This is a genomic window from Brevundimonas fluminis, from assembly GCF_003934285.1.
GTDB classification, from domain to species: domain Bacteria; phylum Pseudomonadota; class Alphaproteobacteria; order Caulobacterales; family Caulobacteraceae; genus Brevundimonas; species Brevundimonas fluminis.
In genome coordinates this window covers 457,123-472,907 of the sequence record NZ_RQWJ01000004.1, presented here as the reverse complement: position 1 = coordinate 472,907, position 15,785 = coordinate 457,123, and the positions used below count along the sequence as shown (strand labels likewise).

Annotated in this window: 14 protein-coding genes; 3 read left to right on the top strand and 11 right to left on the bottom strand. The window is 71.9% G+C overall.

Annotation, left to right across the window (positions count from 1 at the left end):
• Positions 1-51 precede the first annotated feature (51 nt).
• Positions 52-1,476: a glutamate--tRNA ligase gene (gene gltX / locus EFJ44_RS11350; protein ID WP_125257309.1), complete on the bottom strand. Its 1,425-nt coding sequence runs from the start codon at positions 1,474-1,476 to the stop codon at positions 52-54.
• Between gltX and EFJ44_RS14085 the strand changes: the two genes are divergently transcribed.
• Complete coding sequence (locus EFJ44_RS14085) at positions 1,439-3,634, top strand: ComEC/Rec2 family competence protein (RefSeq protein WP_277596086.1); 2,196 nt, start codon at positions 1,439-1,441, stop codon at positions 3,632-3,634. The genes gltX and EFJ44_RS14085 overlap by 38 nt on opposite strands.
• A gap of 15 nt (positions 3,635-3,649) precedes the next feature.
• On the opposite strand, the gene lexA is transcribed toward EFJ44_RS14085, so the two are convergent.
• The 5 genes from lexA to EFJ44_RS11320 form a co-directional block, all read right to left on the bottom strand.
• Complete coding sequence (lexA, locus tag EFJ44_RS11340; protein ID WP_125257308.1) at positions 3,650-4,330, bottom strand: transcriptional repressor LexA; 681 nt, start codon at positions 4,328-4,330, stop codon at positions 3,650-3,652.
• Positions 4,331-4,402: 72 nt separating this feature from the next.
• Positions 4,403-4,870 (bottom strand): hypothetical protein, encoded by a 468-nt coding sequence (locus EFJ44_RS11335; protein ID WP_125257307.1) that lies wholly within the window; start codon positions 4,868-4,870, stop codon positions 4,403-4,405.
• Positions 4,867-5,670, bottom strand: coding sequence for an indole-3-glycerol phosphate synthase TrpC (gene trpC / locus EFJ44_RS11330; protein WP_125257306.1), 804 nt, complete (start codon positions 5,668-5,670; stop codon positions 4,867-4,869). Before trpC ends, EFJ44_RS11335 begins: the two co-directional genes overlap by 4 nt.
• Complete coding sequence (trpD, locus tag EFJ44_RS11325; RefSeq protein WP_125257305.1) at positions 5,667-6,701, bottom strand: anthranilate phosphoribosyltransferase; 1,035 nt, start codon at positions 6,699-6,701, stop codon at positions 5,667-5,669. The genes trpC and trpD overlap by 4 nt, the downstream gene beginning before the upstream one ends.
• Positions 6,701-7,291 (bottom strand): anthranilate synthase component II, encoded by a 591-nt coding sequence (locus EFJ44_RS11320; RefSeq protein WP_125257304.1) that lies wholly within the window; start codon positions 7,289-7,291, stop codon positions 6,701-6,703. Before EFJ44_RS11320 ends, trpD begins: the two co-directional genes overlap by 1 nt.
• Positions 7,292-7,379: 88 nt before the next feature.
• Between EFJ44_RS11320 and EFJ44_RS11315 the strand changes: the two genes are divergently transcribed.
• The gene (locus tag EFJ44_RS11315) at positions 7,380-7,568 is read left to right on the top strand and encodes a hypothetical protein (protein WP_125257303.1); all 189 of its coding nucleotides are present in this window, start codon (positions 7,380-7,382) and stop codon (positions 7,566-7,568) included.
• Here the strand turns inward: EFJ44_RS11315 and trpE are convergent.
• From trpE to ligA, 4 genes are all read right to left on the bottom strand, one after another.
• The gene (trpE, locus tag EFJ44_RS11310) at positions 7,565-8,983 is read right to left on the bottom strand and encodes an anthranilate synthase component I (RefSeq protein WP_125257302.1); all 1,419 of its coding nucleotides are present in this window, start codon (positions 8,981-8,983) and stop codon (positions 7,565-7,567) included. The genes EFJ44_RS11315 and trpE overlap by 4 nt on opposite strands.
• Positions 8,980-10,890, bottom strand: a complete 1,911-nt coding sequence (locus tag EFJ44_RS11305) for a peptidylprolyl isomerase (protein WP_125257301.1) — start codon at positions 10,888-10,890, stop codon at positions 8,980-8,982. The genes trpE and EFJ44_RS11305 overlap by 4 nt, the downstream gene beginning before the upstream one ends.
• A 123-nt stretch (positions 10,891-11,013) precedes the next feature.
• On the bottom strand, positions 11,014-11,928 hold the full coding sequence (locus tag EFJ44_RS11300; RefSeq protein ID WP_241209773.1) for a hypothetical protein: 915 nt from the start codon (positions 11,926-11,928) through the stop codon (positions 11,014-11,016).
• A gap of 58 nt (positions 11,929-11,986) precedes the next feature.
• Complete coding sequence (ligA, locus tag EFJ44_RS11295) at positions 11,987-14,311, bottom strand: NAD-dependent DNA ligase LigA (protein ID WP_125257300.1); 2,325 nt, start codon at positions 14,309-14,311, stop codon at positions 11,987-11,989.
• A gap of 126 nt (positions 14,312-14,437) precedes the next feature.
• Here ligA and EFJ44_RS11290 point away from each other — a divergent pair, with 126 nt between their 5' ends.
• A complete protein-coding gene (locus EFJ44_RS11290) occupies positions 14,438-15,379 on the top strand; it encodes a M20/M25/M40 family metallo-hydrolase (protein ID WP_125257299.1) in 942 nt (313 codons plus the stop codon).
• A gap of 4 nt (positions 15,380-15,383) precedes the next feature.
• Here the strand turns inward: EFJ44_RS11290 and EFJ44_RS11285 are convergent, their stop codons facing one another.
• Positions 15,384-15,785, bottom strand: a complete 402-nt coding sequence (locus tag EFJ44_RS11285) for a hypothetical protein (RefSeq protein ID WP_125257298.1) — start codon at positions 15,783-15,785, stop codon at positions 15,384-15,386.

The following is a 15,785-nucleotide window of genomic DNA, read 5'->3' as shown; positions in this document are numbered from 1 at the left end:
CTCACCGCGGCGCGAGACGCGCCGGCGGGAAGCGAAAGCTTGAGGTGAACGTCATTTAGTCTGTTGCAGCGCATCATCCAAGCGCCCGAGGGCCTCTTCCCGCCCCAAAGCCGCCAGGGTGCGGGCGATGTCGGGCGAAACGCCGTCGCCGGTCAGGGCGGCGCGGACGGCGGGTCCGACCTTGCCGAAACCGACCGCCTCCTCCTCGACGAAGGCCTTCAGCTCGGCCTCGAGCGCGAAGACGTCCCAGCTTTCGAACAGACGCAGGCGGTCGCGCAGGCGGCCGATGCGCTCGCCCGACTCTCCGGCCAGCATCGGCAGGGCCTTGTCGTAGACGACGAGCGGGCGGCGGCGCAGGACGAAGGCGGTCTGGTCGGCGAGTTCGAGCAACGTCTTCGCCCGGTCCTTCACGAAGGGAATCGCGCGGGTCAGGCGGGCCTCGTCGCCCTCGGCCAGGACGTGGCCGCGCGACAGGTGCACGTCGAGCGCCGCCTTGGCCAGGCGGTCGTCGTCGGCCAGCCGGATCCAGTGGGCGTTGACGTGGGCCAGCTTGTCGAAGTCCAGCCGGGCCGGGGCCTTGCCGATGCCGTCGAGGTCGAACCAGGCGATGGCCTGTTCGTCGGAGAACAGTTCGTCGTCGCCGTGGGCCCAGCCGAGACGGGCCAGATAGTTGCGCATCGCCTCGGGCAGGTAGCCCATCGCCGCGTATTCGTGCACCGCCTGGGCGCCGTGCCGCTTGGACAGCTTGGCGCCGTCGGGGCCGTGGATCAGCGGGATGTGGGCGAAGGTCGGTCGGGACCAGCCCAGGGCGTCGTAGATCAGCGACTGGCGCGCGGCGTTGTTCAGGTGGTCGTCGCCGCGAATGACGTGGGTCACGCCCATGTCGTGGTCGTCGACCACCACCGCCAGATTGTAGGTCGGAGCCCCGTCGGAGCGCAGGATGACCAGGTCGTCCAGCGCGGCGGTGTCCCAGCGGACCTCGCCCTGCACGGCGTCGGCGACGACCACGGGGGCCTCTCTGGGCCGCCTGAAGCGGACCGTGTGCGGCTTCATCAGGTCGTCGACGGACGGCTCGCGGTCGCGCCATGGGCTTTCGAAGGTCCGGCCCTCGGCCTTGGCCGCGTCGCGCAGGGCGCCGGTCTCTTCGGCCGAGAGGAAATCGCGGTAGGCGTGGCCGCCCGCCAGCAGCTGGTCGACCACCTCGCGATGGCGCCCGGCGCGGCTGAACTGGAAGACGGGCTCCTCGTCCGGGAACAGGCCGAGCCAGCTCAGGCCGTCGAAGATGGCCTTCACGGCCGCCTCGGTCGAGCGCTCGCGATCGGTGTCCTCGACGCGGACGAGGAACTTTCCGTTGTGGCGTCGTGCAAACAGCCAGTTGAAAAGCGCCGTTCTTCCACCGCCTATGTGCAGGGAGCCGGTGGGCGAGGGGGCGAAGCGGGTGACGACGGGGCCGGAAGGCGGGGTCGAGGAGGTCATGGGGGCGGGGTCCAGCAAGGCCGCCCTTATAGCGTCCGTCGCGGCCAAGCCCAGCCTGCGCGAGCGGGCCGCGACCTTCCTGCACGATCAGGCCGCGGCGCAGGCCCTGAGATGGGGGCTGTGGGCCCCCGTGGCGTTCGGCGGCGGATGCGCGGCATACTTCATGCTGAAGGTCGAGCCGCCGGCGTGGCCGCCGGTGCTGGCGGCGGTCGTCCTGACGGGCGCATGGCTGGCCATCAGGCGGCGGGCGGTCGGGAGGAAGGCGACCTGGCCGCTGATGCTGCTGGCCTTCTTCGCCCTGGGCACGGCGAACGCCAAGCTGAGGAGCGACCGGGCGGCCGCGCCCGTCGCCCCGGCCATGGCCGGGCCCGCGCGGATCACCGGCTGGGTCACGGACGTGGAATCGCCGGGCGGGAGCGGCGGGGCGCGGGTGATGGTGGCGCCGGTGCGCGTCGACGGGCTGCCGCCCGAAGAGACGCCGCTGCGGGTGCGGGCGACGTTGCGCGGCTCCGCGCCGATCGCTCCGGGCACGCCGGTCGACCTGTTCGCCCTGCTGAACCCGCCGCCGGCGCCGGCCTCGCCGGGAGCGTACGACTTCGGACGAGGCGCCTGGTTCCAGCGCATGGGCGGCGTGGCCTTCGTGCTGACCGATCCGCGACCCGCCCGGCTGGATCGGCCGCCGTGGAGGCTGCGGTTGACGATGGCGGTCAACGCGGTCCGAGTCGATCTGGCGCGGCGCATCGTGGAACGGCTGGGCCCCCGGACCGGCGGCATCGCGGCGGCCATGACCACGGGGGTGGAGGCCTGGCTGGACCCGGACGAGGTCGAGCGGATGCGCGATTCGGGGCTGGCGCACATCCTGTCCATATCGGGCCTGCACATGGCGGTGGTCGGCGGGTTCGCCTTCTTCGCCGCGCGGCTGGGGATCGCGCTGGTCCCGCCGCTGGCGCTGAGGATCAACGGCAAGAAGGCGGCGGCGTGGACGGGGCTGGTCGCGGTGGGGGTCTACCTGGTGATCTCGGGCGCGCCGCCGCCGGCGGTGCGCGCGGCGGTGACGGCGTCTATCGCCTTCCTCGCCGTCCTGATGGACCGGCCGGCGATCACCATGCACGGGCTGGCGGTGGCGGCCTTGGTCGTGCTGGCGATCCAGCCGGAGGCGATCGTCACGCCGGGCTTCCAGATGTCGTTCGCGGCGACCGCGGCGCTGGTCGCGCTGGTCGAGGCGTGGCCGCACCGGCCGCGCGAGATCCAGGCGCCGGCGGTGATCCTGGCGGTGCAGCAGACGGGGCAGTGGATCGCGCTGGCCGCGCTGGCCAGTCTGGTGGCCGGGGCCGCGACGGCGCCCTTCGCCATGCAGCATTTCAACCGAGCGGCCATGTACGGGCTGGTCTCGAACATGACCGTGGCCCCGATCAGCGACTTCCTGATCATGCCGACGCTGGCCTTGGGTGCGCTGCTGGAGCCGGTCGGGCTGGGCGGGCCGTTCCTGTGGCTGGCGGGGCTCGGGATCGAGGCGATGCTGGCGGTGGGCGCGTGGACGGCCGGGCTGCCGGGCGCGGTGAGGACCTGGGCCAGCGCGCCGACGGCGGCGCTGCCGGTCGCCTTTCTGGGGGTGATGATCTGCTGCCTGGTGCGGGGGCCGCTGAGGTGGATCGGCCTGCCGCTGGCGTGCGCCGTGCTGGTCTGGCCGAGGGGGCCGGCGCCGGACGTGTGGATCGGCGACGGGGGCGCGAAGGCGGCGACGGTCGCGGGCGGTCGCGCGACCGTGGTGCGCGGCGGGCTTGAGGACTTCGGCGTCGAGGTGTGGAGCCGGCGGCGGGGGCTTACGGTCGAGGCGCGGTCGGAAGAGGGCTGGACCTGCGGCCGGACGGACTGTCGACCGGAGGCGGAGGCGCTGGGGCCGGCGCTGCTGTGGGGGCGGCGCGCGCCGGAGATCGGGCGGCTGGCGGCGGCGTGCGCGACGGCGGAGGTGGTGGCGGTGCGGGCGGTCGTGGACGAACTGCCGCCGGAGTGCGCCTCGCGGCTGGTGCTGGACGGGCGGGACTTCGCCGAGAAGGGCGCGGTGGAGCTGTGGCGCGAGGGCGACGGCTGGCGCGCGCTGTGGGTCGCGGACCTGCGCGGCGACCGCCCGTGGGCGCGGTACGGGGAGGGGGAGTGACCCCCTCCGCCGCCGTCAGTGGTAGCGGCGGATCAGGCCGACCAGCTTGCCCTGCACCTCGACCTGGTCGGGGCCGAAGATGCGGGTCTCGTAGTTGCGGTTGGCGGGCTCCAGGGCGATGGAGGCACCCTTCTTGCGGAGACGCTTGAGGGTCGCCTCCTCGCCCTCGACCAGGGCCACGACGATGTCGCCGGACGTGGCGGTGTCGCTGGATTTGATGATGACCAGGTCGCCGTTCAGGATGCCGGCCTCGATCATGGAGTCGCCCTCGATCTCCAGCAGATAGTGCTCGCCGGAGCCCAGCATGGCCTCGGGCACGGGATACCGGGCGGTCTCGTGCTCGATGGCGGCGATGGGCGTGCCGGCGGCGATCTTGCCCATCAGGGACAGTTCGCGCGTGTCGTTGGCGGGTTCCGCGGCGATGGGGCGGCCGCCCCCCTGCACCACCTGCGGCTTGAAGGCCCGTCCGCCGGGCGCGGCGGCGTCGGGCAGCTTGGTCACCTCCAGCGCGCGGGCGCGGTGGGCCAAGCGGCGGATGAAGCCGCGCTCCTCCAGCGCCGTGATCAGGCGGTGGATGCCGGACTTGGACGCCAGATCCAGCGCCTCCTTCATCTCGTCGAACGAGGGGGAGACGCCCGTCTCCTTGATCCGTTCATGGATGAACATCAGGAGCTCGTGCTGCTTCTTGGTGAGCATGGCGTCGAATCTTTCAGGAACAAGCCGTGAACCGATGGCGATGTTCTGTAAGTGTTCTTGCCTAATGTCAACTTAACGGGGAGGGGGCGTGGATTGCACCATCGCGGCACGCACGCGCTTGGCGAACCTCGTCGGCGCCGCAGGCAACAGCGAGGATGGCAAAAGCTGAACCGCTCCCGATCTCAGAAGCAGCGAAACCTGCATCTTGTGGCCGCCGTGTAGTGCGGGCTCGCGCTTCAACAGGACGCGCTCGATCTCGGCGAAGGGGATGGGGCGCCGCCAGCTCGGGTGGTGCAGGCCGTCACCCAGAACCTCAATGGGCCGCCCCTTGCTTGCGACGCGATAGACGTTTGCGATGAGAAGCGCCGCCATCGCAAAGTTCACGATGACGCCGAGTTCCCAAACGTTGAACAGCCTGCGGCTTCGGAAGCCGGCTCCGTCCGTCGCCAGAAGCCTGAGCGCCAGATAGATCAGGAGCGCGGCAGCAGCGGCCGACAGAATCGCCTCGAGATTGCGTCGGCCGGGTGTGGCCGGCTTCATCCCATCAGCTCCCGCGTCGCCGCCTCCACGTCGGCTTGACGCATCAGGCTCTCCCCCACCAGCACGGCCTGGGCGTGGGCGGCGGAGACGCGGGCGACGTCGTCGGGGGTGAAGATGCCGCTTTCGGCGACCAGCAGGGCGTGGACGGGGCTGAGCAGGGCCAGTTCCTCGACGCGGGCCAGGTCGACGTCGAAGGTGCGCAGGGACCGGGCGTTGATCCCCACCAGCGCCGTCTCCCGATCCTGAACCAGGCGGCAGGCGCGGGCCATCTCGGCCTCGTCGTGGGTCTCGATCAGGGCGTCCATGCCGAAGCGGTCGGCTTCGGCCAGCAGTTCGGCGGCCAGGCCGTCGTCGATCATGGCCAGGATGATCAGGATGCAGTCGGCCCCCAGCGCCCGGCTCTCGGCCGCCTGCCACGGGTCGACCAGGAAGTCCTTGCGCAGGCAGGGCAGGGCGGTCGCGGCGCGAGCCTGACGCAGGAAGGCGTCGTCGCCCTGGAAGCTGGGGCCGTCGGTCAGGACCGACAGGCAGGTCGCGCCGCCGCGCTCATACGCACGAGCCAGTTCGGGCGGGTCGAAGTCGGGGCGGATCAGGCCTTTGGACGGGCTGGCCTTCTTGATCTCGGCGATCAGGCCGGGACGGCCCGTGTCGTCGAAACGACGTTGCAGGGCCGCGTGGAAGCCGCGAGGAGCCGAGGCGAGGGCGGCGCGGGCCTCGACGGCGGATTGCGATTCGGCGGCCTTTCGGGCGGCGACTTCCTCGCGCTTGTAGGCGGCGATGCGGGCGAGGACGTCGGTCATTCTTCCGGCTCCTCGATCGGCGTGTTCGTCGCCTCGACGAGGCGGGCCAGCGCTTGCGCGGCGCGGCCGTCGTCGATGGCGGCGGCGGCCAGTTCGGCGCCTGCGCGCAAGGTGTCGGCGCGGTCGGCGACGAGCAGGGCGGCGGCGGCGTTCAGCAGGACGACGTCGCGATAGGCGCCGGGCGCGCCGTCCAGCAGGGCGCGCAGGGCGGCGGCGTTCTCCTCGGCGTCGCCGCCGCGCAGGTCGTCGATGGTGGCGGTCGGCAGGCCGGCGTCGGCCGGGGCGACGGCGAAGCGGCGGACGGCGCCGTCTTTCCATTCCGCGACCTCGGTCGGGCCGGTCGTGGTGAGTTCGTCCAGACCCTGGCCGTGGACGGTCCACGCCCGGCGAGCGCCCAGTCGGCCCAGCACCTCGGCCAAGGGCTCGAGCAGGCGAGGATCGTAGACGCCCATGACCTGACGCCGGGCGCCGGCCGGGTTGGACAGGGGCCCAAGCAGGTTGAAGACGGTGCGGAAGCCGATCTCGGCCCGCACCGGCCCGACGTGGCGCATGGCCCCGTGATAGTGGGGGGCGAACAGGAAGGCGATGCCGGCGTGGTCCAGCGACCGGCGCTGCTGTTCCGGCGTCGCCGCCAGATTGACGCCCAGGGCGGCCAGCACGTCGGAGGATCCGGATTTCGAGGAGAGCGCGCGGTTGCCGTGCTTGGCGACCTTCAGCCCCGCGCCGGCCAGAACGAGGGCGGCCGCGGTGGAGATGTTGAAGGTGTGCTGACCGTCGCCGCCGGTGCCGCAGGTGTCGATGGCGTCGTAGGGATGATCCAGCGTGCGCGCCGCGTCGCGCATGGCGGTGGCGAAGGCGGCGATCTCGTCCACCGTCTCTCCGCGCACGCGAAGGGCGGTGACGGCGGCGGCGACCTGGGCCGGCGTCGGCTCGCCGCGCAGGCAGGCGGCGAAGAAGTCGCGCGCCTCGTCGGTCGACAGGATGCGGCCGTCGACCAGTTTGGCCAGCAGGGGCTTGAAGGAATCGGCCATCAGACCGTCGCGGTCCGCTTCACGTTCGCGAGGTCGAGGAAGTTGGCCAGCAGCTCGTGGCCGTGTTCCGTGGCGATCGATTCGGGATGGAACTGCACGCCGTGAATCGGGCGGGTGCGGTGGGCCAGGCCCATGATCTCGCCGTCCTCGGTCCAGGCCGTGACCTGCAGCACGTCCGGCAGGGTGTCGCGGCGGACGGCCAGCGAGTGGTAGCGGGTGGCGGTGAAGGGCGAGGGCAGGCCGCGGAAGACGCTCCGGCCGTCGTGCAGGATCGGGCTGGTCTTGCCGTGCATCAGCGTCCTGGCGCGGATCACCTCGCCGCCGAAGGCCTGACCCATGGCCTGGTGACCCAGGCAGACGCCGAAGACCGGCATGTCCTCAGGGGCGGTGGCGAGAAGAGGCAGGCAGATGCCGGCCTCGTTGGGCGAGCAGGGGCCGGGGGACAGCAGGACGGCGTCGGGCTTCGAGGCCCAGGCCTCTTCCGGCGTGATCTCGTCGTTGCGCACCACGCGCGTCCCGGCGCCCAGTTCCGCGAGGTAGTGGACCAGGTTCCAGGTGAAGCTGTCGTAGTTGTCGACGACGAGGATCATGCGGGCGTCATAGGGCCCGGCGCGACGGGGGGGAAGCGGGCAGGCCGCCGCAAGGGTTCGTTAACCATGAGTGCGGGATCGTCCGCCCATGAGCGACGCCCGCATCGACACCGCCCGCACCGCCATCGGCCAGGCGAAGGCCCTGCTGACCGGCGAGGCCGCGCCGGACAGGGCCGCGCCGCTGAAGGCGCTGGGCGCTTCGGCGCTGGCGGCCATCGGGGCCGTGCTGATGGCCGGGGCCTTCATCCTGGGTCCGGGCGTCACCTTCACCCCTTAAGAGAACCGCCAGGCCTCCTGCGCCGCGCGCATGGGAGCGCGCGCCTTGGCGCGGGTCTCCTCGTATTCGGCGACCGGATCGCTGTCGGCGACGACGCCGGCGCCCGCCTGCACGTGGATTCGGCCGCGGGCGAACAGGGCGGTGCGCAGCACGATGCAGACGTCCGCCTCGCCCTGCGACGTGATGTATCCGACGCCGCCGCCGTAGCCGACGCCGCGCTTGGTGGTCTCCAGCGCGTCGATGATCTCCATGGCCCGGACCTTGGGCGCGCCCGAAAGCGTGCCGGCGGGGAGGGCGGCCAGCAGGGTGTCGACCGCGTCCAGATCGGGGTGGGCGTCGCCCTCCACGTTCGAGACGATGTGCATGACCTGGCTGTAGCGCTCGATGGTGAAGCTGTCGGTGACGCGGACGCTGCCGGGGGCGGCGACGCGGCCGACGTCGTTGCGGCCGAGGTCCAGCAGCATCAGGTGCTCGGCGCGCTCCTTGGGATCGGCCAGAAGCTCGGCCTCCAGCGCGCGGTCGGCCTCCGGCGTCTCGCCGCGGGCGCGGGTGCCGGCCAGCGGGCGGATGGTGACGCGGCCGTCCTTGCGCCGGACCAGGATCTCGGGGCTGGAGCCGGCCAGCTGGAAGTCGCCCATGTCGAGGAAGAACAGATAGGGCGAGGGGTTCTGGCGACGGAGCGCCCGGTAGAAGGCGAACGGGTCGGCCGACCACGGCGCGTCGAAGCGGTGGCTGAGCACGACCTGGAAGATGTCGCCCGCCGCGATCCAGTCCTTGGCCCTGACGACCATGGCGGTGAACGCCGCCTCGTCGACCGGAGAGGCGAAGTCGACTTCGGCCGGCGCGGCCGGCTTTCGGGCCGGCAACGGCGCGCGCAGGGCGGCCTCGAAGGCGTCGACGCGGGCCTCGGCGGCGCCGCGGTCGCCGTCGCGGGCGGGGGCCACGACCACGATCTCGTGCTTCACCGAATCGAAGACGGCGATCAGGCCGGGCCGGGTGAGGACGGCGTCGGGCAGGTCCAGCGGGTCGGGATTGGCCGCCCCGAGGGGCTCCAGAAGGCGGACCATGTCGTAGCCGAAGACGCCGAACAGGCCCGCGGCCATGGGCGGCAGATCGTCGGGCAGGTCCAGCGCGGAGTCGGCGATCAGGGCGCGCAGCGAGACGAGGGCGGGGCGGTCGTCGCGGACGAAGTCGCCGCCGTCGCGCGCCACCCCGGCCACGCCGTCGCGGCAGCGCCAGACGACGTCGGGGTCCAGCGTCAGGATGGAGAATCGGCCGTTGCTCTCCCCGCCCTCGACCGATTCCAGCAGGCAGGCGTGAGGACGCCCGTGCGCCACCTTGAGGAAGGCCGAGACGGGCGTCTCCAGATCGTCGATCAGCCGCCGGACGACCGGCCCGGCGCCGGCTGTCGTCATTGCGGGCCGGCGGCGGCCGGGGCCTCGCGCGGCAGACCGAGGGCCTCGCGCGCCAGACCGACGTCGAACTCGGCCTTCACGCGCGCCTGACCGGCGGCGATGGCCAGATCGCCCAGGCCGTTGGCGAGATCCTGACCGATGCGCGGACGCACCCGCTCGGCGATCGGGCCGACGAGGGCGGGCGCGGGCGCGCGGACGGCGTCGGTGACGCCGACCACGAACTCCGACTCCGAGTTCACCTCGGCGAAGGCCTGGCCCTTGGCCTGACCGAACAGACCGGTCAGGGCGCCGACGCCCAGCGCCGCCTGGGTCTCCTCGTCCTGCCGGACTCCGGTGCGGACGATCAGCTCGGCGCCGACGGAGCGGGCGACGGCGACGATGTCCTCGCCGGCGCGCAGACGGCCGGCCAGCTCGTCGGCCTTGGCGCGCAGCAGTCGGTTGTTCTCGCGCTGGATCCAGGCGCGGGTCAGGTCCTCGCGGACCTCGTCCAGCGGCGGCAGGGCCGCCGGCTTCACCGCGTCGACCCGGACGGCGAAATACTGGCCGTTGCCCGCGTCGACGACGTCGCTGACGCCGCCCTGCTGCAGGCTCCAGGCCGTCTCGAAGACGGGGGGCGGAGCGTTGACCTGCTGGCCGGACGCGGTGCGTCCGTCGCGGGAGACGTCGGGGATCGGCAGGATGCGGGCGCCGACGTCGGCCACGGCCTGCTCCAGCGTGCGGCCCGAGTCGCGAGCGGTCTCGAAGCGCTGGACCCGGTCGAACACCAGCTTGCGCTCGGCCTCGCCGCGCAGCTCCTGCACGATGGCCTCGCGGACGCCTTCCAGCGTGGCGGGCTCGGCGGCCTGGATGCCGGTGACGGCCACGACGGCGAAGCCGACCCTGGCCTGGACCGGATCGCTGACGCCGGCGGCGGGCAGACCGAAGGCGGCCTGGGCGATCGCGGGGTCGGGCACGGCCGAACGCGGCGTCTCGTCATAGCGGGTGGGCTGCAGGCCGGCGGCCGCGGCGGCGGCGTCCGGCGTCTGGCCGCCGCGCATCGCCTGCGCCACGGACTGCGCCTGCTGCTGGTTCGGCGCGGTGATGACCACGAAGCTGCGGCGCTCGGGCAGGGACAGGGCGTCCTTGCGGAACTCGAACCGCTCCTGAACCTGCGCCTCGGTCACCTCGACCTGCTGGCCGGGAGGATTGCCGAAGACCACGATGGACAGGGTGCGCAGCTCGGGGCGGCGCAGCTGGTCGCCGTTCTCGGCGAGGAAGGCGTTCAGCTGGGCGTCGGTCGGAGCGCCGGCGCGGCCGGCCATCTCCTGGGTGACCTTGAACCAGCGGCCGTCGCGCTGTTCCAGCGCCTGGGTCGCGACCAGGGCCCCGTAGACGCGCGGGGTGCGGGCGCCGGCGAACAGGGCGGCGCCGAAGTGGTTGCGCATGTATTCGTCGCGCACTTCCTGCTCGGCCTGGGCCGGGGTCAGGCCAAGCTGGGCCAGCTGGGCGGCGTAGCGCTGCTCATCGAACTTGCCGGTGACTTCGCTGAAGAAGGCGGGGATCTGGCGGATCTGCTTGGCGATCACGTCCTGGCCGGGGCGGATGCCGGCCTTCCAGGCCCAGGCGAGGAAGCCGAGGCGCTGGGTCTGGCTTTCCAGATAGCGGACGTGGACGTTCTGATCGACCAGCTCCTGCGCCGTGACGGGCCGACCCTGCTGCTCCTCGATGTTCTGGCGGACGCGGTCGAAGTCGGACCGGAACTGGGCCTGATCGACGCTGCGGTCGCCGGCCGAGATCACGTGCTTCGGCCCCAGCTGGGCGAAGACGTCCATCTGGGTCCCGCCGGTGATCAGCAGGCTGAGCGCCAGCACGACCAGCAGGGCCATGGCCCACTTGGACTTGGCGAAATCACGGAAGCTGGAAATCATTCGAAGAAGCCCGACGGGTTGCGGCGCAGATCGCCCGACTGCGCGTATAGGCGGCGCGGGCGCGAGGGGGCAAGCGGGGAAGCGCCCGACGCGCTCCCCCGTCGCGGACCGACAGGCCGGGCGTCAGTCGACCTTCAGGCGCAGGAACACCATGCCGCCGTCGGGATCGCCGCCGTAGGCCGCGTCCAGACCCGCAGGCACCCGATTCGCCGCGTAGAGCGCGCCGAGGCCGAAGCGGACGTTCGGGGACAGGCGCCAGTCGTGCACGACCCCGACCGAAGCCTTGGAGACGGTGAAGACGTCCCCGTGTCCGCCGCCCACGGCCGGCAGCAGTTCGTCCGTCTCGGTCCGTTCGATCCGGCCGAAGATCGTCCAGCGGTCGTCCGGACTGAATGCCGTCTCGGCCAGCCAGGCGTCCTTCGATTCGTCGTGATCGTTGGTCTTCCGGCCCCAGGCGAGGGTCGAGCCCCACCAGCCTTCGGCGCCGATCGGGCGCGCGTGCAGGACGCTGGCCGACCATTTCGTCTCATCCTCGTCCGGCTCCAGCTGTTCGGGCGCCGTGACGTCCGCATAGGAGACCTGCAGGGACCATTCGGGCGCCGGGTTCCAGCTGGCGCGCACGGCCCAGCTGTCGAACTCCGGACTCTCGAGGTCGTAACGGTCCTCGTCGGGCTCCCGTCCGCGGAAGGAGGAGGCTTCCAGCTTCACCCCGTCCCTGACCCAGCCGAGGGTGGCCACGCCGAAGACGATGTGGGTCGAATCCAGCCAGTGATGGGTGATGGGCGCCTCGGGGCTGTCCATGGCGCTCATGCGGTGCATGAAGGCCGGGGGGCCGAAGGCTGGCTCGCCGGGCAGGCCGACGTAGCCGAAGACGCTGGAGCCGTCCGAGAGGCGACGCGCGTAGCTGGCCGAGAGCTCCATCACCAGCTCGTGCGGATGCTGGCGGTCGATCAGGGGATCGACGCCGTTCGCCGTCTCGCCCGCGGCGAGCAGCAGCGGGTAGCCCTCCTTGCCCATGAAGGGGTCGGGGCTGAACATGCCGCGGAAGTTCAGGGTCGAGCCGTCGGCGAAGTCGCGCCGGGCCTCCGGATTGGCTTCAACCGGCTCCGATCAGGGCCAGCCATTCGTCCTCGGTCAGCACCGTGACCCCGTGTTTCCGGGCTTCGGCCAGCTTGGACCCCGCGCCGGGGCCGGCGACCAGATAGTCGGTCTTCTTCGACACCGAGCCCGACACCTTGGCGCCGAGGGCTTCGGCCCGGGCCTTGGCCTCGTCCCGGGTGAAGCGCTCCAGGGCGCCGGTGAAGACCACGGTCTTGCCGGCCACGGCGGTGTCCGTCTTCGGGCGTTCGGCGTCCTCGACGCGGTCCAGCTGATCGATCAGGGCGTCGACGACGGCGCGGTTGTGGGGCTCGTGGAAGAAGGCGGCGACGGCGCGTGCGGCCACGGGGCCGACGCCCGCGATGCCGGCGATCTCGCCGAGCGTGGCCGAAGGGCCATCCTCGCGAGCGACGCGGGCCAGTTCGACGATCGCGGGCCAGTCGGGCGCGAGTTCGGCCAAGGCGCGGCGGGCGGGCGCGGCGACGCCGGGGAAGACGAGGGCCAGCTTCTGGTCGATCGGCGCCTCAGGCCATGGATCGGCGGCGGGCAGGTCGGCGGCGGCCATGACGGACAGGGTGCGGGGCGAGACGCCGTGGCCTTCGGCGAGGCGGGTCCATTCCGGCGAGGGCATGCCGGACGCCGCCTCCAGCGCGGCGGCATGAAAGGCGTCCCATGCGCCGAAGTGGCGGGCGAGCAGCAGCGAAGTCTGCTCGCCGATCTCGCGGATGCCGAGGGCGAAGATCAGGCGGTCGAGGGCGATGACGCGGCGCGCGTCGATGCCGGCCACGAGGTTGGCGACGCTGGTCTCGCCATAGCCGTCCTCGGCGCGCAGGGCGTCCAGCTTTTCGGCGTCGCGGGCCAGACGGAAGATGTCCGCGGGCTCCTTCAGCCAGCCGCGCTCGTGGAACGCAACCAGCTGCTTTTCGCCAAGCCCTTCAACGTCGAAGGCGCGGCGGCCGACGAAATGCTTCAGGCGTTCGACCAGCTGGGCGTCGCAGATCAGGCCGCCGGTGCAGCGCCGGCGCACCTCGCCCTCGGGCCGTTCGGCCTCCGACCCGCAGACGGGGCAGTGGGTGGGGAAGACGTAGGGCTTCGCGTCGGCGGGGCGCTTTTCCAGCACGACCGACAAGATCTGGGGGATGACGTCGCCGGCGCGCTGAAGGATCACCGTGTCGCCGATGCGGACGTCCTTGCGGGCGATCTCGTCTTCGTTGTGGAGGGTGGCGTTGCGGACGACCACGCCGCCGACGGTGACGGGATGCAGGCGGGCGACGGGGGTCAGCGAACCGGTGCGGCCGACCTGGACGTCGATGCCCTCCAGCACCGTCTGGGCCTGCTGCGCCGGGAATTTGTGCGCGACGGCCCATCGCGGGGTGCGGGAGACGAAGCCGAGACGCTGCTGCCAGTCCAGCCGGTCGACCTTGTAGACGATCCCGTCGATGTCGTAGCCGAGCGTGGCGCGGTCGGCCTGGAGCCGATCGTAGAGGCCGAGCAGGGCCTCGGCGCCCTCGACGCGGGTCGAGCGGGGGTTGACGGGAAATCCCCAGCTTTCCAGGGCTTTCAGCGCGTCGCTTTGGGTTTCGGCGAAAGGGTCGGACGTCTCGCCCCAGGCGTAGGCGAAGAACTTCAGCGGGCGGGAGGCGGTGATCGCCGGGTCCTTCTGGCGCAACGATCCGGCGGCGAAGTTGCGGGGATTGGCGTAGGTGCGCCGACCCTCGGCCTCGGCCGCCTGGTTGAAGGCGTCGAAGCCGTCGTTGGGCGCGTAGACCTCGCCGCGCACCTCGATCACGGCGGGCCAGCCGGACCCCTTCAGCTTCTGCGGCACGTCGCTGAGCGTGCGCAGATTTGCGGTCACGTCCTCGCCCGTCCGACCGTCGCCGCGCGTGGCGCCGACGACCAGCACCCCGTCCTCGTAGCGCAGACTGGCCGACAGGCCGTCGATCTTGGGCTCGACCGCAAAGGCGACGCGCTCGTCGGCGGGCAGCTTCAGGAAGCGGCGGATCCGGGCCTCGAAGTCGCGGACGTCCTCGGCGGCGAAGGCGTTGTCCAGCGACAGCATGGGCACGCCGTGGCGGACCTCGGCGAACTGGCTGGAGACGGCGGCGCCGACGACCTGCGAAGGGCTGTCGTCCTGGGTCAGTTCGGGAAAGCGGTCCTCGATGTCCAGCGCCCGACGCTTCAACGCGTCGTAATCGGCGTCCGAGATTTCCGGCGCATCCTGCTGATGATACAGACGATCATGATGCGCCAGCTCGGTGGACAACCGGGCCAGCTCCTCGCGGGCCTGGTCCAGGGTCAGGGCGTCGACGGCGATCTCGCTCATGGCGGCGATGGCTAGCAGGCGACGCGACGCCCCGCCACGGTCATGATGCCGGCGGATGACGCGAACTTAAGCTGACGCCGACGCGCGCCCGGTCTAGCGTCGTCGGAATCTCTTCAAGGAGCCTGCATGCGCCTGCACGTCTCGTCCGCCGCCCTGATCGCCGCGCTCGTCCTGAGTGGGTGCATGACCGCCGCGGAGGCTCCCGCGGCGCCTGAGGCCGCGCCTGCGGTCGATTCGCAGTTGTGGGAAGACCTGTCGATCCTGGCCGCCGACGACATGGAGGGGCGCGGCCCCTCCACCCCGGGCGGAGAGAAGGCGCGCGCCTACATCGTCTCGCGTTTCGAGGAGATGGGGATCGCCGCGCCCGCCATGGGGCGGCTGCAGCCCTTTCAGGCCACGACCCGACGCGGCGCCGTGGTGAACGGCGTCAACGTGCTGGGCGTGATCCCCGGGACGCGCCGCGGCGACCGCTACATCGTGGTGACGGCCCACTACGACCACGTCGGGATCGCCGATGGCCAGATCCACAATGGGGCGGACGACAACGCCTCGGGCGTGGCGACCATGCTGGCGCTGGCGGCCGATCTGAAGCGCCAGGCGCCCGAGCACAGCGTGATCTTCGTCGCCTTCGACGCCGAGGAGAGCGGGCTGCTGGGCGCCAAGCACTTCGTCGAGGCGCCGCCGGTGCCGCTGGAGTCCATCGCCCTGAACCTGAACTTCGACATGACCGCACGGGCCGAGACCGACGGCAAGCTGTGGGTCACGGGCACCTATCAGCACCCGACCTTCCGGCCGCTGCTGGAGGGGATCGCGCCGGTGGGCGGCATCTCGCTGGCGTTCGGCAAGGACACGCCGGAGGACACGGGCGCGAACAACTGGGTCGAGGCGTCGGACCACGGCGCCTTCTTCCGCGCGAACGTGCCCTTCCTGTACCTGGGCGTGGAGTTCCATCAGGACTATCACAAGCCGACGGACGACGTGGACCGCGTCCAGCCGGCGGTGTTCCAGTCTTCGACGACGCTGGCGATCCGGAGCTTCCGCGCCCTGGACGCGGGCCTGAGCCGCTAGGCCCTCACAGCTTCGGCCGACGGTCCGGGCGGGCGATCAGCCAGAAGCCGAGACCGCCCGCGGCGCCGGCGGCGACGCCGATCAGCACCGTCTGCCAACCGTCCGGGCGCAGCCCCGAGAACACCAGCCCCATGACCAGGCCGGCCAGCAGGCCGGCCAGCACATAGGGCGCGCGCCGCGTGCGGCCCATGCGGCTGAGCGTCATGTGAGCGGGAAGGCCGAAGACCGCGGCGGCGGCCAGACCGACGATCGAGAAGACGGCGGTGAAGGTGACCAGGCCGGACGTGGGGTCCCCGACCCCGCCCGACGCCCCCTGGACGACGGCGTTCAGGACGAAGGATCCCACGAGTCCGGCCAGCATGCCGGACACCATCACCGCCAGCATGAGGGTGAGGACGCGCCCCAT